Consider the following 21,807-nt stretch of genomic DNA (forward strand, 5'->3'; position numbering starts at 1 on the left):
TAGAAGGCCATAGCTCTAGTGTCTTGAGTGTCGCCTTTAGCCCCGATGGCCAAACCATTGCCTCCGCCAGTTCTGACCAAACCGTCAAACTATGGGATCGAAATGGCACCCTCCTCAACACCCTAGAAGGCCATAGCTCTTGGGTCAGGAGTGTCGCCTTTAGCCCCGATGGCCAAACCATTGCCTCCGCCAGTGAGGACCAAACCGTCAAACTATGGGATCGAAATCTTGATAGGTTAGTAGTTTGGAGTTGTGATTGGTTAAGAGACTATCTGTTAAATAACCCCAATGGACAACAAGCTAGAGAGGACGGTGTATGCCAAGGTTATCTATCTGACAACACTACACCACCAGCAACCCTATTCGGGCAATTTCTCAATTGGATTAGTGGGTAAGGCACCTAACGGATCGCAAAAGAGCAGGTAAAACAGAAAGGAACAAACAGAGCCAAGGAAAATTCTCCTCACCATGAAATAATAAGCATAAAGCCCCTCTTCATCAGTACCCACCAATCAAACCCCTCATCGACCCACCATGCCATCAGCCTCTACCCTCGAATCCCGCAACACCCTGATCTATCTTTTCCTAGCCCTACTCATCATCGACACCATCCTGATCATTCTCTCCCAAGACCTCTGGGCCATCGGCCGCATCATCTTCACCGCCATCATCATGTACTTCGTCCTACAAGGCTACCGCTGGGCCAAATGGATGCTAGTCAGCACTCTTAGCCTCGTCGTCATCGCCCAAGTCGGGTTAATCGCCGCCCTCGGCAATCAGATATCGGCCATTCTCTCCATCGGCAGCGTCGCCATGGCCATATTGTGCATCATCCTCATGGCCTACCTGGTGGGCAACAATGATTTAAAAAGATATTTTGCCCTAAAACAACAACGTAGGTTGGGTTAAAACATCACCCAAATCTTCTGCAATTGGTCGATGTTAATTGAAACCCAACATTGCCAGCCCATGGGTTTCGATGGGGCAATAGCGATGATGATCGATCGTTGGGTTTCGAACCTCAACCCAACCTACGGTTCTCGAAGACCTATTCAACCGCCCTATTGACTAAAACAACAACGTAGGTTGGGTTAAAACATCACCCAAATCTTCTGCGATTGGTCGATGTTGCTACAAAACCCAACATTGCCAGCAAAAATAAATATGGGTCTTGCGGCAACACATTGAATGCATCGACCACCATGGGTTTCGATGGGGCAATAGCGATGATGATCGATCGTTGGGTTTCGAACCTCAACCCAACCTACGGTTCTCAATCTTCAAATTATTGGAGAATCCGTCAAAAATATTTCTAACGATTTACGTGACACCTATCCTCAAGTCGAGTGGCGTAAGATCGCGGGCTATTCAACGACACGTAATGGAACCCAACATTGCCAACACCACATTAAAGCAACAACGTAGGTTGGGTTAAAACATCACCCAAACCTCCTGCTATTCAACGACACGCAATGGAACCCAACATTGCCAACACCCAAAAACGCTCACCATGGGTTGCGGTAGCGACGGGTTTGGATTGTTGGGTTTCGATAGGTCAATGGCGATGGGTTTCAATTGTTGGGTTTCGGTGACCTCAACCCAACCTACGGAATATTAAACCAACGAGCCGATGATCATTCCGGTCAATAAAACAAAACCGAGAATCACATTTTCACGAAAAATCTGACCATACACATGGGCAGGCTGGCGAGGGTTGCGCAACTTACGAAAATGGGTAAACCACAACCCACAGGCAATGGCCCAAGTAACAATATATGCAGCGCCCAATGCCTTATACACCCCCAGCCACAGCAACAAAATGGCAGTCCCCATAAACAATAGGCCAACAACCTGGGGCGTATTCTTACCAAAAAAGCGCGCGCTAGAATTCACACCCACCTGCGCATCATATTTGCGATCTGGGATGGCATAGACCGTATCAAACCCTAGGGTCCACAGCAACGTTGCGCCCCACAGCAACCAGGCTGCCGTATCTAGGCTACCGGTCACCGCACTCCACGGAATCAACACCGCAAACCCCCAGGCAATGGCCAACACTAGCTGAGGCACGGGAAATACGCGCTTGGCTAATGGATAGAGAATAATGACCGGCGACGCCAACACACACAGCACTAGGCTGAGGGGATTGAGGTAAAGGGCAAAGCCAATGGCGCAGAGAAAGGCCACCACAGCAATGACGATGGCTGTTTTTACCGTTAAGGCCCGGGATGCTAGGGGGCGACTGCTGGTGCGCTCTACCTGGGGGTCAATGTTGCGGTCCCATAAATCATTGACCACACAACCACCGGCACTGGTGGCCAAGCTGCCCAAAATAATCACCAGCAGCAGCAAGGGCTCGGGCTTGCCATCGGCAGCGACAAATAAGGCCCATAGGGCAGGAATCATCAAAATCAGACGACCTGTGGGCTTATCCCACCGCATCAGTCGGATAACCGTTTTCCAGGTAGGTTCAACAGCGGGCAAGGACGAAGACATAGTGCATGTGGAAGGGTCTGTCTTAAGGATATCTTTCTATTTGTCGGCTAGGGAAGGGAATGTGGGGTGGGCACGACCCACCGGCCAGGGGACCAGGGAGAAAGGAGAGGGATTTGTTGGGGCGAGATCGCACTCACCAGCCAAAATTTTGGTACTAAAAAATATAACTCTGTAATTAAAATCACTTTTCTGCACCATAGCGACCGCCACCACCGCCATGGCGTTCTCGACATAAATCAAACTTATCAACGATCGAGTTTGACTATATTTTTGCAAACCATTCGAAATCTGCCCACTTATTTTGGTTATATTAACCATAACTACCGGGCGATTTCTAATTATGGACAATGCCAGCTTGCAAATACAGCCGGATGAATATGGCCTATTGACCGATTTGTATCAGCTCACCATGGCCGCCTGCTACGTGGGCGAAGGGTTAGATCAGCGCCGGGCTAGTTTTGAACTGTTTGTGCGCCGCCTGCCGGAGGGCTTTGGCTACCTGATTGCGGCGGGTCTAGCGTCTGCCCTAGACTACCTGGACAAGTTTTGCTTTACCCCCGCCCAGCTCGCGGCCCTAAAAGCAACAGGGATTTTTGCCGGGGCCCCCGCTGACTTTTGGCAATTGCTAGAGTCGGGCAAATTTTCAGGCGATGTGTGGGCGGTCCCCGAAGGCACCGCTATCTTTGCCAATGAGCCCATCCTGCGGGTGGAAGCCCCCCTGTGGCAGGCGCAAATTGTGGAAACCTATTTGCTCAATGCCATCAATTACCAAACCCTGATTGCCACACGGGCAGCCCGCCTGAGAGATGTGGCCGGACCCGAGGCAAAACTGTTGGAATTTGGCACTCGCCGCGCCTTTAGCCCCCAGGCATCCCTATGGGCAGCGCGGGCGGCATTAGCCGGAGGTCTGGATGCCACATCCAATGTGTTGGCAGCCCTAAAGCTGGGGCGCAACCCGGTGGGCACCATGGCCCATGCCCTAGTCATGGCAATCACCGCATTGGAAGGGAGCGAAGCGGACTCCTTTGAAGCCTTCCACCGCTATTTTCCCGGTGCCGCGTTGCTGATTGATACCTACGACACGATGGCGGCGGCCAAAATGTTGGGGCAAAACAGGCCGGACCAACTGGCGGGCATCCGGCTAGATTCTGGGGATTTGGTGACGCTGTCGCAGCAGGTACGGCAAGAGCTGCCGGGTATTCCGATTTTTGCTAGCGGCGATTTGGATGAACGGGAAATCCTGCGGCTGAAGCAGGCGGGCGCCTGTATCGATGGCTATGGCTTGGGCACCAAACTAGTGACGGGCAGCCCAGTCAATGGGGTCTACAAGCTGGCCGAAATTGATGGCATCCCGGTGATGAAAGAAGCTAGCGGCAAGCTTACCTATCCAGGGCGGAAACAGATTTTTCGCTCGGAACAGGGGGATCGCCTAGGCTTGGCGGATGAAGCCACACCGGCCCATGCGGACGGGTTATTGATGCCGGTGATGCGCCATGGTCAACGGGTGGTGGCCGATGATAGCCTAGGGCAAATTTGTGCTCGGGCGACTCGTTCCGTCGCCCAGCTACCGGCAACGGCCCGCGATGTGGTGAATCCCATCATTCCCCAGGCGGAGATTTCCCCAGCCCTACAAAAATTGACGGATTGCACCCGTCGCAGTCAACTCGCTACTGTAAATTGAGCTTTCCGTGGGATATGGCCAGCGCTGCATTGCGAAAGATATCGATCTGGACCAAGGTCAATGGCTCAATTATTGAGTGCAATTGAGGCAATCTTTGCAAAATCAGTAATTCTCCCTAAGCAGTCAGGATATGGCAAATATAAATACATTGATGAGAAACGTCTCTACTTTGCAATCACCTGTGACCATTCGCTCTGTTAGGACAACCCATGTGGCGCTTTTTGGCACTAGCGCGGACCCTCCCCACAATGGCCATCGCAGCATTGTGGCCACCCTGGGCCATCAGTTTGACTATGTGGCGGTGTGGGCATCGGACAATCCGTGGAAACGGGATCAGTCCCCCATTGCTATGCGCATGGATATGTTGGAACTTGCGATCGCAGATTTGCACACCCCCGGCACCATCCAGCTCCATCGCGAGCTCAGCCACCCCTACACAGCCGTTACCCTAGAGCGGGCCCGACGCCTCTGGCCCCAGGCCGAATTTACCTTTGTGATCGGGGCCGATTTGGTCAAACAGCTCCCCAACTGGCATCGTTCCGCCGATGTGATCCAATGGGCCAATATCTTGGTATTTCCCCGACCGGGCTATGACCTCCAAGACACCGACCTAACAGAGCTGCGATCCCACGGTGCCCAGGTTGCGATCGCCACCCCCCTCAGCCAGCACCACATCTCATCGAGCACCCTGCGCCAGGGCTGCCCAGAACAGCCGGACGAAATTCCTACTGTCGTGCAGGCCTACATTCATCAAAACAACCTCTACCCATGCCCGGAAAACACCCCGACCACCCCTTAGCAGACTTTAAGGTAGGCATTGACAACGTCATCTTCTCGGTGGATACCGAACAACACCGACTGTTGGTGCTCTTGGTGATGCGCCACGAAGACCCCTTTATTGGCCAATGGTCCCTCCCGGGCACCCTGGTCCGTCAAGGAGAATCCCTGGAAACGGCATCCTACCGAGTGCTATCCGAAAAGATTCGTGTCAACAACCTCTATGTGGAACAGCTTTATTCCTTTGGCGGTCCCAAGCGAGATCCCCGCGAAGCTGAACATGCATACAACGTGCGCTACCTCTCCGTTAGCTACTTCGCCCTGGTGCGCTTTGCCGAAGCCGAGCTCATTGCCGACGGCGTCAGTGGCATTGCCTGGTACCCCCTCAATCAGCTACCAGAGCTCGCCTTTGACCACGAAGAAATTCTCACCTATGGCACCCTGCGCCTGCGCAACAAGGTGAAATATAGCCCGGTGGTGTTTGATATCCTGCCAGAAATGTTCACCCTCAGCGATCTCTATCAGCTGTATATCACGATCCTGGGGGACGATTTCTCCGACTATTCCAACTTTCGCACCCGATTGTTAAAGCTAGGCTTTTTGAAAGATACGGGCATTAAAACATCCCGAGGCGCCGGGCGTCCGGCCAGCCTCTACCGATTTGAAGCGGATGCCTTCGAACCCCTTAAAGACAAGCCCATGGTATTTGTTTAAGGCTATTTTTCTTCCCTGCCTCGCGGGCCCCCAACCAACCAACTTCATGGTGGGCTATCCCCACCCTCCGTTCTTACATTCAATCTCTTATGAAACTTGCTATTGCTCAACTTAACCCTACGGTGGGAGATCTCAAAGGGAATGCCCAAAAGATTTTGGCAACGGCCAAGGCGGCCGCAGCACAAGGGGCAAACCTCTTATTAACTCCAGAACTTTCCCTCTGTGGCTACCCGCCACGGGATCTCCTACTGCGTCCTGGATTTATTCAACAAATACAGACCACCCTGGAACAACTTGCCCAGGATCTCCCCCCCGGCATAGAAGCGCTCGTCGGGGCAGCCCAACCTAATGTTAACGCGGCAAAAAAAGGCCAAAAGCCCCTCTATAACAGCATGGCGCTATTGGGCCACGGCAAGGTCAAGGCCATCTTCCACAAGCGCCTGTTACCCACCTACGATGTATTTGATGAAGATCGTTATTTTGAGTCGGGAACAACGCCCAATCACTTTCACCTAGAAGCGGGTGATCAGGTACTCCACATTGGCGTCACCATTTGCGAAGACCTGTGGAATGAGGATGACTTCTGGGGTGAGCGCACCTATGAGGTCAACCCAACCGCTGAGGTGGTCGCCGCCGGTGTGGATTTGGTGGTGAATTTATCCGCCTCCCCTTTCACCGTCGGCAAACAAGCACTACGGGAAAAGATGATTGCCCACGCAGTGCAACAGCATGATTGCCCGATTATCTACGTTAACCAGGTGGGCAGTAACGACGATCTGATTTTTGATGGCTGCAGTGTGGCCATCAATCGCCAGGGCCAGGTGGTCAATCGCGCCCCTGGCTTTGTCCCCAGCCTGCACGTCCTCGACTATGGCGCCCCTCAGCAGGATCTATCGCCGGGCACCATTACCCCACTGCTAGATAGCCCAGAGGCTGAAATGTGGTCGGCCTTGGTTTTGGGCGTCAAGGACTACAGCCAAAAATGTGGCTTTAGCAAAGCCGTCATTGGCCTGAGCGGTGGCATTGATTCGGCCCTGGTGGCTGCGATCGCAGCCGCAGCCCTCGGCCCCGACCAGGTGCTCGGCGTGCTGATGCCCTCCCCCTATAGCTCCGACCATTCCATTAGCGATGCCGAAAAATTAGCCCACAATTTGGGCATCCACACCCAAACGCTGCCCATTGGCAACCTCATGGCCGGTTTTGACCACACCTTTGCCACCCTGTTTGCCGACACCGCCCCCGGTGTCACCGAAGAAAACCTCCAGTCTCGCATTCGTGGCAACCTGCTCATGGCCATCGCCAATAAGTTCGGCCACCTGCTACTTTCCACCGGCAACAAATCGGAAATGGCCGTCGGCTACTGCACCCTCTACGGCGACATGAACGGGGGCCTAGCCGTAATTGCCGATGTCCCTAAAACCAAGGTTTATGGCCTGTGCCAGTGGCTCAACCAAAGCGTCCAAACCAACGGTGCCCTGGGGGCAATCGAAAGCCAAGGCAAAACCGAAATTATCCCCAACAATATTCTCACCAAACCCCCCAGCGCCGAGCTCCGCCCCGACCAAGTCGATCAAGACTCCCTCCCCCCCTATGACATTTTGGACGACATCTTAGAAAGATTAATTCAACAACATCAATCCGCCGCTGATATTGTTGCTGCGGGCCATCCAGAAGCTGTCGTCAATCGAGTCATTCGCCTACTCACTCGAGCCGAATTTAAACGCAGACAGGCGCCCCCCGTCCTCAAGGTCACCGATCGTGCCTTTGGCCTCGGCTGGCGGATGCCCATTGCCAGTCGCTGGTCATTAACAAACTAGCCACCAGGCTAAACAAAAAGGACCAGCCAGCCGCTGGTCATCAACAAACTAGCCACCAGGCTAAACAAAAAAGACCAGCCAGCCTCAGCACCATGACAAAAACAACACATCCCAGGCCCGTAACTTCACAAATTTAGTATCGACTTGTAACAACCATTACGCCCTTGAAATGCAACCTTAAAATTCTTTGAAGGCAGTTCCATAACAGCCCTAGAAAGAAACGTATTATTTGATACCAATGGTGGGCAGCCGCCTCGTCAATTACTCTGAACATTTCAGCCCAGCATCCGGGCTTTGGCCCCTGCTCAAAAATCCCTACATCGCCTGGGGAATAAAAGATCGGCCACACCCAACCCAAAAACTTTCAACTCCAAAAAGTGAAGGCCCATAATTGGTATCACTGAATACTCAATTCCCCAGGTGTACAAACAATTGGACGCCAGCCACCCTAAAACCACTCATATAAAATAAGGCCCAGAACGTTTTGCGATGTTAGAACAATGGCATTCATCCCAATCCTTCTTCTCGGCTGTGGTCTCGGTTTTATGAGTTTACTCAGCACCATAGCCGATGAGGCGAAACCCCCTATCCCGAAACAAACAACGCCTGAACAAAAATTAGCTGATGCGATCGCAGAATATATGCAGTCTCGCAATAGCGATCAGCCCGAAGAGGACGAAACTCAATAGCTAACGGCCATGGCCAAACACAAGACTTTGCCCCGACGGCTTGAAAAGCTCTCACTAAATTAAAAGGGCTCTGCTGACCCATATCAGCAGAGCCCTTGGCCCTAACAAGGCCTTTGCCTTAACCGTTGATCCCATAAAAAGAGGGTGCCACCGGCCAGGCCCCACGAGCTCACCTACTGACGAGGTGCGGTCGTCCAAGGACGATAGCCAGCACGAATGCACTGATCCAAGGCCGCATTCACCCCTAATCCAGCAACATTATTCAACTCCACCACACAGGTGCCATAGCGTTCAGGCAAAAGACTGCGACTGCAATGCTCTAAAGCATTGACAGACGGTTGGTCCAACAACGCCGCATGGATATCGATGGTACAGTCGGCCACCTCATCAGGACGGCGCGATCGCTCACACCCCTGCAAGGCATTCACCGCACCAATACCCGTACTCTGGCTCACATCGACCACACAGTCTCCAAGCACGGCTGGGAACCGAGCCCCTGCGCAGCTAGCCGTTGCACTGTTTAGCTCTACCCCTGTGTCTGTCAAATCAGTGACACATTCACCATAATTATCATCCGTAGCCCCATAGCTAGGCATCACCACCAAAGATGAAGCCACCAGCCCCAGGGCAACAGGTGCTAAAAGTGAACGCGTCACATGATGGCGCGTCATATGACGCGCCATATAGCGCTGCCAAATAGGAATAAATGTCATATTAAGCATTTTCAATAGATCCAATAGAACGATAGTGCCCAACAGTCTCTGATGCTTCTCAGTCGTTACAAAAACTATGATTCTGTAATTAGCAAACAGACTATCCCTGTATAGTCATCATTCAGCCCAACTTATCCACGTCTGGAACGAACGTTTTCCCTAAAAGAACAACCACTATTAGGAGTTGGCCATAGCTAAAGACGGCAGTAATTTTATAATGAGTTTCCTTTGAAACCCTGATCTAATCTACAGTGAATGAGTGACAAACCATGAGACATTGCCAAGCAAGGAGATGAGTTTGACACCTGTCTATTCCCCCTGCCTGCAATGCAATCAAAACGCCACACAATAATTACAGCAAACGATCTAGAGGGTCTTTAACATGCATCTGAGTGAAATCACCCATCCTAACCAGTTGCATGGCTTGTCTGTGAAACAGTTAGAAGCCATTGCCCAGCAAATTCGAGAAAAGCATTTAGACACAGTATCCACCAGTGGCGGGCATCTGGGGCCTGGCTTAGGCGTGGTTGAATTGACCTTAGCGCTCTATCAAACCCTAGATCTAGATCACGACAAAGTCATTTGGGATGTGGGGCACCAAGCCTATCCCCACAAATTAATTACAGGCCGTTACAACGATTTCGCATCCCTACGGCAAAAAGATGGCGTCGCCGGCTATCTAAAGCGCTGCGAAAGTAAATTTGATCACTTTGGGGCTGGCCACGCCTCCACCAGTATTTCGGCAGGTTTGGGCATGGCCATCGCCCGCGACATGCAGGGCGATGACTACAAAGTTGCCTCCATTATTGGCGACGGCGCCCTCACCGGCGGCATGGCCCTAGAAGCCATTAACCATGCGGGGCACCTCCCCGACACCAACCTGGTGGTCGTGCTCAACGATAATGAAATGTCTATTTCTCCAAACGTTGGTGCCATCCCCCGCTACCTTAATAAAATTCGTCTGAGCCCACCGATGCAGTTTCTCAGCGACAACATTGAGGAGCAGTTAAAACAAATTCCCTTCGTAGGAGATTCCTTCTCTCCCGAATTAGATCGAATGAAGGAAGGCATGAAGCGCCTGGCCATGTCCAAAGTGGGCGCAGTCTTTGAAGAACTGGGCTTCACTTATATGGGTCCGGTCGATGGTCACAACCTAGGCGAATTAATTGACACCTTTAAAGAAGCCCACGCCAAAGGTGGCCCCGTCCTGGTTCATGCGGTCACCGTTAAGGGCAAAGGGTACGAAATTGCAGAAAAGGACCAGGTCGGCTACCACGCCCAGTCCCCCTTCAATCTGACTACTGGCAAAGGCTACCCATCAAACAAGCCCACCCCACCCAAATATTCCAAGGTCTTTGCTGAAACTCTGATCAAGCTGGCTGAAGCGAATCCCAAAATTGTCGGCATTACGGCAGCCATGGCCACGGGCACCGGCCTTGATAAACTGCAGGCCAAACTGCCAGACCAGTATATTGACGTCGGTATTGCTGAACAGCACGCCGTCACCCTAGCGGCAGGCCTAGCCTGTGAAGGCATGCGTCCGGTGGCCGCCATCTATTCCACCTTCTTGCAACGGGCCTACGACCAAATTGTCCACGACGTTTGCATCCAAAACCTCCCCGTCTTTTTCTGCCTAGACCGGGCGGGCATCGTCGGCGCAGATGGCCCCACCCACCAGGGCATGTACGACATCTCTTACCTCCGCGCCATTCCCAATATGGTGGTCATGGCCCCCAAGGATGAAGCTGAATTACAGAAAATGATCGTCACGGGCATTGAGCACACCGAAGGTCCCATTGCCGTGCGATATCCCCGTGGCAGTGGCTATGGTGCCCCCCTAATGGAAGAAGGCTGGGAGGCCCTACCCATTGGCAAAGGCGAAGTTCTGCGCCAGGGTGACGATCTATTGCTATTGGGCTATGGCTCCATGGTTTACCCCACCATGCAAACCGCTGAAATCCTCAGCGAACATGGGGTGGAAGCCACCGTAGTCAATGCTCGCTTTGTGAAACCCTTGGATGAAGCACTGATTGCTCCACTAGCACAAAAAATCAAGCGGGTCGTTACCGTTGAAGAAGGGTGCTTAATGGGGGGCTTTGGCTCCGCTGTGGCAGAATCCCTCATCGACCGTGACATCAATGTCCCCATTTTCCGCCTAGGGGTCCCCGATGTTCTAGTAGACCATGCCACCGCCAATGAATCGAAGGCCGCGCTGGGGCTAACTCCCTCTCAGATGGCGGAGAAAATCTTAAAGCGCTTTGCATTGACCCAGCGTGAATTGGCCAGCATGGGCTAGTTGCCCCCTCAGTAGGTGAGCGTCATTTATTTCAAACTGCTGCCCCCAGAGTTGGGGCATTTTCGAGAAGGTCATTTTCGAACAAGTCTGATGTAATTTAGTTCGCCCATCTACTTTATCAACATCGTTAGGTTCAACTTTTAAGGCGTAGAACTTGCCCATGAGTTCTACGCCTTAGCTTTTTTTAAAAATAATTAAAAACAAATTACTTATCTACGTAAGCGTCGCGGACCGCGTTTTCGCCTGGACCGATCGCCCACGGACATGGCCACGGACATCAGCGTAACAGCAGGTGCATGGAGCATGGTGCGCTGGCGGGGACGGCGACTGGGCTTAAATTCCACCGGGGAAAACATATCCCAAAACCACAGCCCTAATGCCCCCACCAGCGCCAGCACCCCTAGCAAAAAGAAAACCATTGCGCCGACAACCAGCACATTCAGCGCCACAATCGCTCGCAGCGCTAAAGCGCTCAAACTCGCCAGCATGCCAAAAAGCATCACCACTGTTAACAAAAAGCTCAGGTACGCCCAGCGGCATTGCCGTCGTTTGCCCGGTGAGCCATAGCCAGATGTGGTGAGCAACCAGCGCCACCGCAGCCAAGCCGCTAGGACAACTATGGCCCCAGTAATAACCATCAGAACATTGTTAATCAGCAATGAAATCAGCTGACCCGTTTGAATAGAAGACATCTCCATGGGAATCCCCTTGGTCAATTACAAATTCAAATTAGTTCAATTGTACTACTTTAGTCTGCTCATGAATCCGTCATGGGAGAAAAGTCAACCTAGTGGTATTGTTATGGCGTGTTTGCCCCCTTAACACTGAATATGCGTATAAATACAGTTGTTTTAACTGGTCTGATACGCTCGACCATGTTGTGTTTCCATTGATCCTGTGTTTGCATCGTCAATGAAAGTTAAGTCCCGTCAAAGGCATGTTGGACTGTACTGGCTATTAGGCATACTGACCTGCGGAGTAGTCATCGCTGGCAAGCTATTCTTGGTTTGGGGTTTTGACACCTACCTGTATTCGTTACCCATTGTGGGAGGGGTATTAGCAAGTTTAGAAATCGTTGAACTTGCCAGCCCTATTTTGCTCGCGGTCTTGGGGCTAAGCCTTGGGGCACTGACCTATTACCTGGCCCCCAAGAGCAGCACGATCCTCCGCTTCCTATTGCTGACTATGGCATTGCCGCTGATTCTGCTAGTTGGGCATCCAGTGCGCCATAACCTGTGGGTTAAACAGGTGAGCAATCAGGAAAATCTATCTCCCACCCAGGCCCGCCAGGTTACCGACAAGTTTTTGCAACAAAAAACCAGTAAAGCTGGCAACCTGGGGTTTTATTGGTACACGGCGCAACAGCCCAAGCCACCCATTCGTTTGAGCAATGTGCAACCCCTCGAAGGGGGTAATCCGCTACAAGCACAGCTGACCGAGTTGGGTAAACGACAAACGGGGCTCATGCGGCTGGCATTTGGAATTTATACGTGGCTTTTTAACCATGCTGGCTGGGGCCTGCGCATGATCTATGCCCTGCTATCGGGGTTTATTGGCTTGATCTATTTCTACAGGGGACAACATTGGGCGAACCATAAACGCCGGGGTTAAATACCGCCGCCTTAGCACTACGCTTGCCATGGACCACAGGATCGCAGCATTAATTTTGGCAGGTGGCGCAAGTCGACGAATGGGACAAGATAAAGCACTGCTATCGGTGCCCAGTAGCGCTGGCAACCGTACGATTCCGTTACTGGCCCACGTTAGCCATATGGCCAGCGCCTGTGCTGAACGGGTCCATGTGTTGACTCCTTGGCCAGAACGCTACGCTGATTTTTTATCTCCGTCTGTAGTCCTTTTGCCAGAAGTCAAGCAACATTCAGGGCCTTTGGTCGCCCTGCTCCAGGGGTGGTCGTTAATTGTTGCCCATGGGCAGAAACGGGGTGAAACCGCACCAGACTGGCTGCTGGTTTTAGCCTGTGATATGCCGGCGCTAGATGCCGCAATATTGCAGACCTGGTGTCACAGCCTCCAATCGGTGAGGCCAGATGCGATCGCAGCCCTACCGCAACATCAAGGGCGATGGGAACCCCTATGCGGCTTTTATCGGCAGAGCAGCTTTCGGCATCTGAGCCTGGCGATTCAACAAGATGTGCGCTCATTTCAAAGGTGGCTGGCTAACGAATCTGTGGCATCACTGAGTGTGAACGATTCTAATGTGTTACAGAATTGCAACAATCCGGCACAATGGCAAAATTTCCTAGCCCAGCAAGACGCCAGAAACCCATAGGGCGCTTGACAATCAGCACTTCCCTTCAATGTTAAGCTGTGTGATATTTTCACAGCTCCCCCCAGTGCGGATGCCATAAACCCTTATAGTTATGATTAACGTTTGTTAAATTTCCTCATATTCTGGAGATTCTCAAGTGGCGATTCCTCTGCTGAAATACTCACCGGTTACCCAAAATTCTCGGGTTGAGGGCTACGAAATTCCTGGGGATGATCAGCCTAAGATTTATTCAACTCAGAATATTCTTTCTTCGACTGATATCAACGATCTGATTGAAGCAGCCTATCGTCAGATCTTTTTCCATGCATTTAAGGCTGACCGCGAAAGGTTTTTAGAGTCACAGCTTCGCAGTAATCAAATTACTGTCCGTGACTTTGTCCGTGGTTTACTCCTGTCGAATACTTACCGTCGTGCCTTCTACGGCATGAATAGCAACTATCGCTATGTTGAACAGACTGTTCAACGGGCGCTAGGCCGTGACGTATTTGGCAAAGAAGAAACGTTAGCTTGGTCTATTATCGTAGCGACCAAGGGTGACGAAGGGTTTATTGATGCCATTCTCGATAGCGACGAGTATCTAGATAACTTTGGCGATGATATTTTGCCTTATCAGCGCCGTCGTGTTCTGCCGACTCGCAGCGAAGGTGAACTTCCCTTTAACATTAAGTCTCCTCGCTACGACGAATACTATCGTTCTATTCTTGGCTTCCCCAAGCCTGTTGCCCAAAGCAGCGTTCGTCGGTTCACTCCCCAAGAGCAGAAGCCCAAAGCCGGCAGCCCCGCTCTGTTTATGGACATGGTCCGTGGCTTGAACAGCCTGCAACAAGCCGTTCCATCTCAGCGCGTATCCGCTGTAGGTGTGAACTTCACGTCCGGAGTACCTTATCGCAAGGTTAGCTTCCCTATTAACGACCCAGTAGCAGCTGCCGCTGTGGAAAAGGTTAAGCAGGGTGCATAAAAAACCGAAGGCAGAGGCTCGCAGCCTACGCTACTAGGTTTAATAGTCCTTAAATAAGTTCGGCGCTTTTACGGCACCGGACTTATTTTTTTGGCCCCTTAGCGGCCCCCTAGGGCGTTGGCCCCATTGTCCCCACGGTTCCACCAGCACTATCGCTGCCGCAGTCGCTGTAGCAATGTTGTAAAGATCGTGGGCAACGGTGCGATCGCAACAATTGGCTCATGCGAAATCGGATGGGTGAGCGTTAACTGCCGCGCGTGGAGGGCCTGGCCTGGAAGCTTCACCCCCACAGAGCGCCCCGCACCATAGGTGAGATCCCCCACAATCGGATTGCCAACCATGGCACTGTGCACCCGAATTTGATGGGTGCGCCCTGTTTCTAACCGATAGTGCATCAGTGTGTAATTGCCCAAACGCTCCTGAATGCGCCAATGGGTTACCGCCGTGCGGCCTCCTTTTTCAAGCGGGACAACGGCCATCTTTTTTCGATCCTTAGGGTGCCGGCCAATGGGGGCATCCATGGTTTCCCATTCCTCCGCCAGCTTTGGGGCGCCAAACACCACGCCCCAATATTCCCGCTTGGCCGTTTTTGCCTGAATTTGTCCTTGCAGGTGATGGAGCACCGGCTCCGTCTTAGCCACCACCATGGCCCCAGTCGTATCCTTATCTAAACGGTGGACAATCCCAGGACGGCGCACCCCGCCCACCCCCGTTAACTGATCGCCGCAGTGGGCCAAAATTGCATTCACTAACGTCCCTTTGGGATGCCCCGGCGCAGGATGCACCACCATCCCAGCAGCCTTATTCACCACCAACAGGTACTCATCCTCATACAAAATATCGAGGGGAATCGCCTCGGCCACCAGCTCAAACTGCTCCGCCGGGGGCACATATAGCTGCAAAGCATCACCAACACGAATGGTGACCTTTTTATTGGTACACAGGGTCTGATTGATTTTCAATCCCCCCTGGTCGATCAGCTTTTGAATGCGATTACGGGATAAATCACAGTGCTGCGATAGCCAGCGATCAATCCGTTCCCCGTCGGCATCCACAACCGACAGTTCCAGTAGTTCGCCGCCATCGGCCGGTGCCGCACCGAGCCATTGTTCATGTTTATCCATTGCCTACGGCAGGCTCCACCATAGAAGCCGCTGCCCTCCCTGCCCCTGAAACTAGAAATCTATGATGCCTGAATCATAGACCAATGGGGGGAATGGATCGGCGATACCGGTGCTAAAACTTCGTAGAGATCAACCACGCGACCGATAATTGCGATCGCAGGTGCCTGAAATTGCGTATCTTGCACCTGCTGCACAATCGTTTCCAAAGAACCAATTAACTCCTCATGCTCCGGTCGGGTGCCCCAGCGCACCAAAGCAATCGGCGTAGTCGCAGACATCCCAGCCGCAGTCAGTTCGGCCACAATGTTCGGCAAATTGTGCACCCCCATGTAGATCACAATGGTTTCCGACCCTTGGGCCACCGCAGCCCAGTTCACTTTAGGACGATACTTACCCACCGCCTCATGCCCGGTCACAAAGGTGACCGACGAACTATAATCCCGGTGAGTCACCGGAATGCCCGCATAGGCAGGGGCTGCAATACCAGCCGTAATGCCTGGTACCACCTCCACATCAATGCCCGCCTCTAGCAACCCCATCATTTCTTCGCCGCCACGACCAAAAACAAAGGGATCGCCCCCCTTCAGCCGCACGACCACCGCATGGTGCTTAGCCTGCTCAATTAACAACTGGGTAATGTCAGTCTGGGCCATCGAATGACGCCCCCGACGCTTACCCGCATCAATCACATGGGAACGTTCAGCGATCATCGCCAAAATCGGTGGGCTCACCAGGGCATCATGCACAACCACATCGGCATGATCTAATAACCCTTTAGCTTTCAGGGTCAGCAAACCGGGGTCGCCCGGACCAGCTCCCACTAAATAAACTTTGCCAAAGGATGCCTTGGTGGGGGAATGGGACATGTTGCTTGTAATGGGATGGGAAATCAATGGGTAAGTCCGATTGTGGCACCGCTGCTTTAGAAGTTTTGCCACAATCAATACAGCATCACCAGGAGCACCCTTTTAATGCTGCTTAACATATTCTTAACCTTAATTCATAACGTCCCTGAGCCCTAAAGGGATCAACACGCCAGTGCGCCAACGACCTTATTTTTAATGTTGCAGGGTCTTGACTAATAAATTGGCCATATCCGCCGTCGCACCCAAAGGTGGCAACAGCCGAAAGTTTGTGCGCGGAAAACGTTCAGCTAATTCTTCTGTAAGATGGGCGACGGCATCCGTAATGCCGCCAGCAAATAAAAAGTAGGGGAAAATGGTGAGCGTGGAGCACCCTTGCTGCATAAGTTGAATGGTCTGGTGCTCAATTTCAGAGTCATTGGTCCAATAGGCGACATCGGTGCCTAAGGACTTGGCTAGCTTATCGACCGACCGATTGCCTTTAGCACGGCGACTGCCGTGGGCCACCAACAATCGACCTTTCTTAGGAGTATGGGATAAGCGCTTGGCAATTAAAGCCGCCATCGCCGGATACCCACCCAAATGCTCACCCGCCTTAATCTCGATCAGATCCCCGAGTTCATGCTGCGCTAACGCCACTTCCTCCGGAATATCGTCCATCACGTGCTTACCCCGCAGCAAGAAGAGTGGCACTAACTGCAGTCGCTTTACCCCAGCGGAACTGAGACGGCGACCAAACTCAGCGATTTGCTGATGCAGGGGCAGGGGGGCAAATTCGAGCACAGCGGTGCCCACAATACACCGGCCCCGAGGGGATCGCATGCGCACCCCCAAATTAGGAGCGCCCCCATGGGATTTAGCAACAGGCTCAGCGGTGGCTACTGCCATTCTTAACTCGCGTTGCTGCCGCTCTAGTAGCTGCAGGCTCTGACTTTGAACATTCCGCACTTCGGTCACACCCTCACTTGTTTGCACAGGGGGCCTAGGCCACACGTCAGACAAATCCTCATTCAGCCGCTCACGCAATAGCTGCGCCAACCGGTTGATAGCAATTTGATGCCGTGGGTCCCGACTTCCGTGGGAAATTAAAAGATACGCAGTAGATGTCACGAGATTTTAAATAAAAAAGAAATGAAACTAAACTCTCAGGGAAACGGATGCTCAGTGCCAAACCTGAAATTACTGAACTTTGCTAGAGCGGGTGAAACAAGTAATGAATAACGGAAAAACTCGTGAGTTTACCAATCTAGCAGTAAATACCTAACTCAGCGGGATATTCTATAGTCTGAACCTGAATTTGATAGCTGCGATCGCATGGTATGCACACCATCAGTCCACACAGCTAAAAAGTCTGACCGCTACGGCGCCTCGGGATACCTTCAGTGCCAGGTATGGATGATTCCCTGAATCAGCAACGGCAAATTCTACAAACGACTGCTAGATAAAAACCGAGTTCGGTTCCAATTACTGAGATGGACAGAAGCACCAGTAAACACGACTAAGTGTCTAGGTAAGGCTGTCAGAAATCTGTCATTATTGATGCCATTTCCCCATGCATTGGTCACGAATACGTGACGAACGCACTCAATTTAGTAATCCCAGCCATAGGCAACCATACAACAGCAAAATAATCTGGGAAAACCATACAATCACTCAACAGGAGTGATATTATAGAAAACCAATGCACGGCGAGCGTAGCCAAGTGGTTAAGGCAGTGGATTGTGGTTCCACCATTCGGGGGTTCGAGTCCCCTCGTTCGCCCTTTAGTTAAGTCAGCTTACCAATTTTGTTCTCTTTGGTTTGTATAAACTAAAGAGATATTCTGCGACTAGTATTTTGGTGTCGTCTGGGCGCAAAGGCGTACAGCAGCACAACATAGACCAGAACGGCTATGCCCACAACAGACGCCACAGCATCCTGCCGAGGAATAGTTGCATCGTTCGCAACTGATTCAGGTTGAACTGCAACAGTATGTGTTTCCATGGCACAGTTGACCTCCAATATTGTTTAAAGAAGCATCAAGCATCTTTCATCACGGATTAGATAAAAGCATTTTCAAAATGCCCTTATCGTTAGCCCATAGATAGATAGCATTCTTGCTCCCTATCTCACTTTGATGTCTTGGATTAATATTGCGTGACGGCCAGGAACAAATCCTATAACCAGATGCTTACCCATACGATAGGTGATGCCTGCAAAGGTAGCTACCTTTGCCATATTGCTTAATGTTTTGAATACATCCTTATCAATGGACGGAAAACCAAACAAATCATAATTTTACAAACAAAGAAAAACCACCTCCACGATCACCCTAGAGCGGCAAAAAGCATCACCTATTCGCCATAGCTTTTAGGATTTCTGCCATTTCGCAGATGGGCACACCCAAGCTCCACAGAGCTCTATGGCGAAGGAGTAGCCTATCTTCAGATGCAGGCATCAAAGGATATTTTTTCTTTTTACAAAGAGTTTTTTTGCCAACGATGTCATCCAGAAAATGTAATTCAAGATGGTCCATCCTCCGCTTAAATCTCTACTATTTGACCGTCAAGATCACACATAGAAAATTACTATTCAGCAAAAAATATTTAGAGATTAATTAGGGTTAATCCTTGCCAGGCATCCTGCTTTAGGATTTCCCACGCATCGGTTTGTTGCACTTTTGCAGCTGCTTGAAACTGATACCAGTGGCTATTTTGATAATTATCTTTCCAGACATAGGTATCGTGCCAAAACCGACGTTTGGCCACCCCAGGTATCCAATCAGTAAACCGTTGGGGTTGCCGCCTCAGCGCTTGGTTAAACCAGTATTTCGAGTCAAATATCGGTAAGCGTTGGCCCCCATATCGGGAGCACTCACTCAGGTCTCGGTAGCGCTGAATCCGCAGGGCTTTATGTCGGTTGGTGGGATCGGCCTCGCCAATGGCCTGGTCCAGGTCCTGCCACAAACTGTCTGCCGCCTCGGCAGCTTCACTGGCTAAACCGTTGGGCTGCACAAACTGCCTGAGTTTGTGAAATAGATGGTGGGCGGCTTCTAAAAACCGTTGCCGATTGTCAATGGTTTCATGGGTAAGGCGACAATCTTGCCACACTAAAGCTGGCCAGTCGGGTTTGTGCTTCGCATCGGCATGGCCAATATTGGGTAACGCTCGACTCAGGAAACCCGACATGGCATTAAATGCATCGTAATAGCCCACAAAGTTTTGATGGGCCCAGGTATCTACATAGCTATGGGCGGCGATGCCGATACGGTAGAAATCGCCGCTTGCGATCGCGCGATCAAAAATACGATTAGCATTTTTGCTGTTGGGCGTCGTATTCAGCTGATGCAGTTTGCCATCCTTACGTTGGGCCGTCGGCGAAAGCGGATCGCCGGGAATGAAATGAAAGATCGGATAGATCCGCATCAACACATGGGTCGGCTTCAGAATATTCTTTGTTTGAGTAATGTAGTTGCGATAGGCATTCGGTTGGCCTCGATTGATCCAAAAGCTGCGGTTATTTTCATCCACATATTGAGATGAATAGGCCAAAATTTCGGCATCGGTGGTCGATAGCCCCGCCCGAGTCGCCGTTAGATAGGTCATATAGTAATGAAACTCAATGTCCATCAGCCCTAACCGAATCAATTACGTCGACCTATGGTGCAAACAGCCATCGCGTCACAGGTCACCCATGTATTTTTTAGAAATATCGCGTTGTGCACATAATTCAAAACATAGGCATCCAATCATAACTGCCGCCCCCACCAATAGGGTTGAATCCATTGACCTATAGCCGACGTTGTCGCTAGCCAAGGGCAAGGTCATATCCTATTTCTCGGGTCCACATTTCCCACATATTGATAAATTGATGTATCCTTGCGGGGAAATTGGCAACACGCCTGGACTAGCAAGCTTTACAGAGTAAATGGCACAAATTTTCATCTCAGCAGGCCACGGTGGCTTTGAAAATGGAATCAAAGATTCTGGAGTCAAGGTGGATGGGATTACAGAAGCCCAGGAGATGATCCGCATTCGGGACCTAATTGTGCCGGAGCTGAGATCCAGGGGGTTTAAGGTGCTCTCCGTACCAGACGACCTGAGCCTACAACAGAGCATTCAGTGGATTAATGATCGCAACCGCCCCGGCGATGTTGCCATAGAACTCCATGCCGGGGCTTTTCAAAATATCGAAGCCCGAGGTGCTACAGCGTATTACATTGCCAAGAATACCGTACGCAAATCCGACGCCGAGCTAATACTGCTGGCGCTGCTGCGCCGAGTGCCCCAGTTGCCCAGTCGGGGAGCCCTGCCAGACACATCCGCTGGCATGGGTAGCCTCGCCTTTTGTCGCCAGGTAGAACCCGCTTCTTTACTGATGGAGGTGGCGTATCTCACCAACGATCGCGATCGCAACTTACTAACCAGTCGGCGACGGGACTTTGCCATCGGCTTAGCCGACGGTCTGGCCACCTGGAGCCGTCGCATTAACGACAACGCCCCCACCCCCAACGAGCCCAACTTCCCCACCGTCAACATCACCATCAACGGTGGCCGCTACGACGAAAAAGGCATCGTCGTCAATAACAACTCCTATCTCCCCATTGACCTAGCCGACCGGCTGGGGGTTGACTTATCCAACAATGACGAGATTCGACGGGTGCGCTACGGCAACATCGTCTACGTCAAAACCGTTGACCTGAGAGACTTTAACATTTCCATCGGTTGGGATGCCCCCAGCCGAACAGTCCAACTCAAAACCCAATCCGCATTGGGCATTTGCCCCGGACTGATCGATCAGATTATGGGCCATGGCAACACCTCCCAGGTGAACCTCATGATGTTCTTAAAAAATAACAATGAGGCTGCCCTTAAAGCGTTTCCCGATCTACCCAAAATTTATCGCGAAGAAGGCGTAATCGAAGGCGTCAACTACGATATTGCCTTTTGCCAAATGTGTGTCGAAACAGAGTTTTTAAAATTTGGTGGCATCGTTAAAGCATCCCAAAACAACTTCGCCAGCTTGGGGGCGGTGAGCGGCAATCCAGAAGGAGCCACCTTTGCCAGTGCTCGGGTGGGGGTGCGGGCCCATATTCAACGCCTCAAAGGCTATGCCAGCAAAGAACCGCTGGTGCAAGAATTAGTCGATCCTCGATTTCGCTTTATTAGTCGAGGGAGTGCCGTCTTGGTAGGGCAGCTCAGTGGCCGTTGGTCCACAGATTTAAAGTACGGCGAAAAAATTATGGCCATGGTGCGACGGCTCTATGAATCAGCGAAACTGCTGTAGCCAGTTAAACCCAGACTTCATAAATAGGTAAACCTGAAACTGTTATTATTCAGGGCGAATCCCGTTGATAAATTGTCACATATCAACTGGCACACATCCCTGTAGACATTATTCTGAAAACACT

The 21,807-nt window shown here is 51.4% G+C and carries 20 protein-coding genes and 1 tRNA gene; 14 read left to right on the plus strand and 7 right to left on the minus strand.

From position 1 onward, the window contains the following. From IXB28_RS07620 to IXB28_RS17025, 3 genes are all read left to right on the plus strand, one after another. A partial coding sequence (locus IXB28_RS07620) for a WD40 repeat domain-containing protein (protein ID WP_407659181.1) occupies positions 1 to 395 on the plus strand: 395 nt, incomplete at its 5' end. Between the two features lie 139 nt (positions 396 to 534). Beyond that, complete coding sequence (locus IXB28_RS07625) at positions 535 to 909, plus strand: hypothetical protein (RefSeq protein WP_215617977.1); 375 nt, start codon at positions 535 to 537, stop codon at positions 907 to 909. A 327-nt stretch (positions 910 to 1,236) separates the two neighbouring features. After that, a complete protein-coding gene (locus IXB28_RS17025; RefSeq protein ID WP_215618106.1) occupies positions 1,237 to 1,425 on the plus strand; it encodes a HepT-like ribonuclease domain-containing protein in 189 nt (62 codons plus the stop codon). A 189-nt stretch (positions 1,426 to 1,614) separates the two neighbouring features. On the opposite strand, the gene IXB28_RS07635 is transcribed toward IXB28_RS17025, so the two are convergent. Beyond that, positions 1,615 to 2,496, minus strand: a complete 882-nt coding sequence (locus tag IXB28_RS07635) for a 4-hydroxybenzoate octaprenyltransferase (RefSeq protein ID WP_215617978.1) — start codon at positions 2,494 to 2,496, stop codon at positions 1,615 to 1,617. Between the two features lie 340 nt (positions 2,497 to 2,836). On the opposite strand from IXB28_RS07635, the gene IXB28_RS07640 reads away from it, so the two are divergent. The 5 genes from IXB28_RS07640 to IXB28_RS07660 all read left to right on the plus strand — a co-directional run bounded on the left by IXB28_RS07640 (position 2,837) and on the right by IXB28_RS07660 (position 8,174). Continuing rightward, complete coding sequence (locus IXB28_RS07640; RefSeq protein WP_215617979.1) at positions 2,837 to 4,177, plus strand: nicotinate phosphoribosyltransferase; 1,341 nt, start codon at positions 2,837 to 2,839, stop codon at positions 4,175 to 4,177. A gap of 181 nt (positions 4,178 to 4,358) precedes the next feature. Next, on the plus strand, positions 4,359 to 4,976 hold the full coding sequence (locus IXB28_RS07645; RefSeq protein ID WP_215617980.1) for a nicotinate-nucleotide adenylyltransferase: 618 nt from the start codon (positions 4,359 to 4,361) through the stop codon (positions 4,974 to 4,976). After that, positions 4,946 to 5,668, plus strand: a complete 723-nt coding sequence (locus IXB28_RS07650) for an NUDIX hydrolase (RefSeq protein ID WP_215617981.1) — start codon at positions 4,946 to 4,948, stop codon at positions 5,666 to 5,668. Before IXB28_RS07645 ends, IXB28_RS07650 begins: the two co-directional genes overlap by 31 nt. Positions 5,669 to 5,757: 89 nt before the next feature. Continuing rightward, a complete protein-coding gene (locus IXB28_RS07655; RefSeq protein ID WP_215617982.1) occupies positions 5,758 to 7,485 on the plus strand; it encodes an NAD+ synthase in 1,728 nt (575 codons plus the stop codon). A 545-nt stretch (positions 7,486 to 8,030) separates the two neighbouring features. Beyond that, entirely contained in the window at positions 8,031 to 8,174 is a 144-nt protein-coding gene (locus IXB28_RS07660) for a hypothetical protein (protein ID WP_215617983.1), read from the plus strand. Positions 8,175 to 8,347: 173 nt separating this feature from the next. Here IXB28_RS07660 and IXB28_RS07665 read toward each other — a convergent pair whose 3' ends face one another. Further along, the gene (locus IXB28_RS07665) at positions 8,348 to 8,887 is read right to left on the minus strand and encodes a hypothetical protein (RefSeq protein ID WP_215617984.1); all 540 of its coding nucleotides are present in this window, start codon (positions 8,885 to 8,887) and stop codon (positions 8,348 to 8,350) included. Between the two features lie 382 nt (positions 8,888 to 9,269). Between IXB28_RS07665 and dxs the strand changes: the two genes are divergently transcribed. Further along, on the plus strand, positions 9,270 to 11,183 hold the full coding sequence (gene dxs, locus IXB28_RS07670) for a 1-deoxy-D-xylulose-5-phosphate synthase (protein ID WP_215617985.1): 1,914 nt from the start codon (positions 9,270 to 9,272) through the stop codon (positions 11,181 to 11,183). 209 nt (positions 11,184 to 11,392) lie between these two features. On the opposite strand, the gene IXB28_RS07675 is transcribed toward dxs, so the two are convergent. Then, complete coding sequence (locus tag IXB28_RS07675) at positions 11,393 to 11,875, minus strand: hypothetical protein (protein WP_215617986.1); 483 nt, start codon at positions 11,873 to 11,875, stop codon at positions 11,393 to 11,395. Positions 11,876 to 12,095: 220 nt separating this feature from the next. On the opposite strand from IXB28_RS07675, the gene IXB28_RS07680 reads away from it, so the two are divergent. The 3 genes from IXB28_RS07680 to IXB28_RS07690 all read left to right on the plus strand — a co-directional run bounded on the left by IXB28_RS07680 (position 12,096) and on the right by IXB28_RS07690 (position 14,431). Next, entirely contained in the window at positions 12,096 to 12,794 is a 699-nt protein-coding gene (locus IXB28_RS07680) for a hypothetical protein (RefSeq protein WP_215617987.1), read from the plus strand. Positions 12,795 to 12,822: 28 nt separating this feature from the next. Beyond that, positions 12,823 to 13,473 carry a molybdenum cofactor guanylyltransferase gene (locus tag IXB28_RS07685; RefSeq protein WP_215617988.1) on the plus strand — a complete coding sequence of 217 codons (651 nt, stop codon included), beginning with the start codon at positions 12,823 to 12,825 and terminating at the stop codon, positions 13,471 to 13,473. A 136-nt stretch (positions 13,474 to 13,609) separates the two neighbouring features. Continuing rightward, positions 13,610 to 14,431, plus strand: a complete 822-nt coding sequence (locus IXB28_RS07690; RefSeq protein WP_215617989.1) for a phycobilisome rod-core linker polypeptide — start codon at positions 13,610 to 13,612, stop codon at positions 14,429 to 14,431. A 149-nt stretch (positions 14,432 to 14,580) separates the two neighbouring features. Here the strand turns inward: IXB28_RS07690 and IXB28_RS07695 are convergent, their stop codons facing one another. The 3 genes from IXB28_RS07695 to IXB28_RS07705 all read right to left on the minus strand — a co-directional run bounded on the left by IXB28_RS07695 (position 14,581) and on the right by IXB28_RS07705 (position 17,528). Continuing rightward, positions 14,581 to 15,555, minus strand: a complete 975-nt coding sequence (locus tag IXB28_RS07695) for an RluA family pseudouridine synthase (protein ID WP_215617990.1) — start codon at positions 15,553 to 15,555, stop codon at positions 14,581 to 14,583. Between the two features lie 59 nt (positions 15,556 to 15,614). Further along, the gene (gene cobA, locus IXB28_RS07700; RefSeq protein WP_215617991.1) at positions 15,615 to 16,421 is read right to left on the minus strand and encodes a uroporphyrinogen-III C-methyltransferase; all 807 of its coding nucleotides are present in this window, start codon (positions 16,419 to 16,421) and stop codon (positions 15,615 to 15,617) included. Positions 16,422 to 16,613: 192 nt separating this feature from the next. Then, complete coding sequence (locus tag IXB28_RS07705; protein WP_215617992.1) at positions 16,614 to 17,528, minus strand: sirohydrochlorin chelatase; 915 nt, start codon at positions 17,526 to 17,528, stop codon at positions 16,614 to 16,616. Between the two features lie 578 nt (positions 17,529 to 18,106). On the opposite strand from IXB28_RS07705, the gene IXB28_RS07710 reads away from it, so the two are divergent. Further along, positions 18,107 to 18,179, plus strand: a tRNA-His gene (locus IXB28_RS07710). Positions 18,180 to 19,003: 824 nt separating this feature from the next. On the opposite strand, the gene IXB28_RS07715 is transcribed toward IXB28_RS07710, so the two are convergent. Then, positions 19,004 to 20,026 carry a DUF6765 family protein gene (locus tag IXB28_RS07715; protein ID WP_326520977.1) on the minus strand — a complete coding sequence of 341 codons (1,023 nt, stop codon included), beginning with the start codon at positions 20,024 to 20,026 and terminating at the stop codon, positions 19,004 to 19,006. Between the two features lie 298 nt (positions 20,027 to 20,324). On the opposite strand from IXB28_RS07715, the gene tftA reads away from it, so the two are divergent. Next, positions 20,325 to 21,683 carry a hormogonium tapered terminus morphoprotein TftA gene (tftA, locus tag IXB28_RS07720; RefSeq protein ID WP_215617994.1) on the plus strand — a complete coding sequence of 453 codons (1,359 nt, stop codon included), beginning with the start codon at positions 20,325 to 20,327 and terminating at the stop codon, positions 21,681 to 21,683. The last annotated feature ends 124 nt before the right edge of the window (positions 21,684 to 21,807 follow it).

Origin of the sequence: Leptothoe kymatousa TAU-MAC 1615, from assembly GCF_018739865.1 — a bacterium.
GTDB classification, from domain to species: Bacteria; Cyanobacteriota; Cyanobacteriia; order Phormidesmidales; family Phormidesmidaceae; genus Leptothoe; species Leptothoe kymatousa.

What these genes read in the sequence shown, in the direction of transcription:
- IXB28_RS07715 (WP_326520977.1), bottom strand. Translation starts at nt 20,026, where the DNA reads ATGGACATTGAGTTTCATTACTATATGACCTATCTAACGGCGACTCGG.
- IXB28_RS07635 (WP_215617978.1), bottom strand. Translation starts at nt 2,496, where the DNA reads ATGTCTTCGTCCTTGCCCGCTGTTGAACCTACCTGGAAAACGGTTATC.
- IXB28_RS07685 (WP_215617988.1), top strand. Translation starts at nt 12,823, where the DNA reads ATGGACCACAGGATCGCAGCATTAATTTTGGCAGGTGGCGCAAGTCGA.
- dxs (WP_215617985.1), top strand. Translation starts at nt 9,270, where the DNA reads ATGCATCTGAGTGAAATCACCCATCCTAACCAGTTGCATGGCTTGTCT.
- IXB28_RS07655 (WP_215617982.1), top strand. Translation starts at nt 5,758, where the DNA reads ATGAAACTTGCTATTGCTCAACTTAACCCTACGGTGGGAGATCTCAAA.
- IXB28_RS07640 (WP_215617979.1), top strand. Translation starts at nt 2,837, where the DNA reads ATGGACAATGCCAGCTTGCAAATACAGCCGGATGAATATGGCCTATTG.
- IXB28_RS07650 (WP_215617981.1), top strand. Translation starts at nt 4,946, where the DNA reads ATGCCCGGAAAACACCCCGACCACCCCTTAGCAGACTTTAAGGTAGGC.
- IXB28_RS07695 (WP_215617990.1), bottom strand. Translation starts at nt 15,555, where the DNA reads ATGGATAAACATGAACAATGGCTCGGTGCGGCACCGGCCGATGGCGGC.
- tftA (WP_215617994.1), top strand. Translation starts at nt 20,325, where the DNA reads ATGGCACAAATTTTCATCTCAGCAGGCCACGGTGGCTTTGAAAATGGA.
- IXB28_RS07680 (WP_215617987.1), top strand. Translation starts at nt 12,096, where the DNA reads ATGAAAGTTAAGTCCCGTCAAAGGCATGTTGGACTGTACTGGCTATTA.
- IXB28_RS07625 (WP_215617977.1), top strand. Translation starts at nt 535, where the DNA reads ATGCCATCAGCCTCTACCCTCGAATCCCGCAACACCCTGATCTATCTT.
- cobA (WP_215617991.1), bottom strand. Translation starts at nt 16,421, where the DNA reads ATGTCCCATTCCCCCACCAAGGCATCCTTTGGCAAAGTTTATTTAGTG.
- IXB28_RS07675 (WP_215617986.1), bottom strand. Translation starts at nt 11,875, where the DNA reads ATGTCTTCTATTCAAACGGGTCAGCTGATTTCATTGCTGATTAACAAT.
- IXB28_RS07665 (WP_215617984.1), bottom strand. Translation starts at nt 8,887, where the DNA reads ATGACATTTATTCCTATTTGGCAGCGCTATATGGCGCGTCATATGACG.
- IXB28_RS07660 (WP_215617983.1), top strand. Translation starts at nt 8,031, where the DNA reads ATGAGTTTACTCAGCACCATAGCCGATGAGGCGAAACCCCCTATCCCG.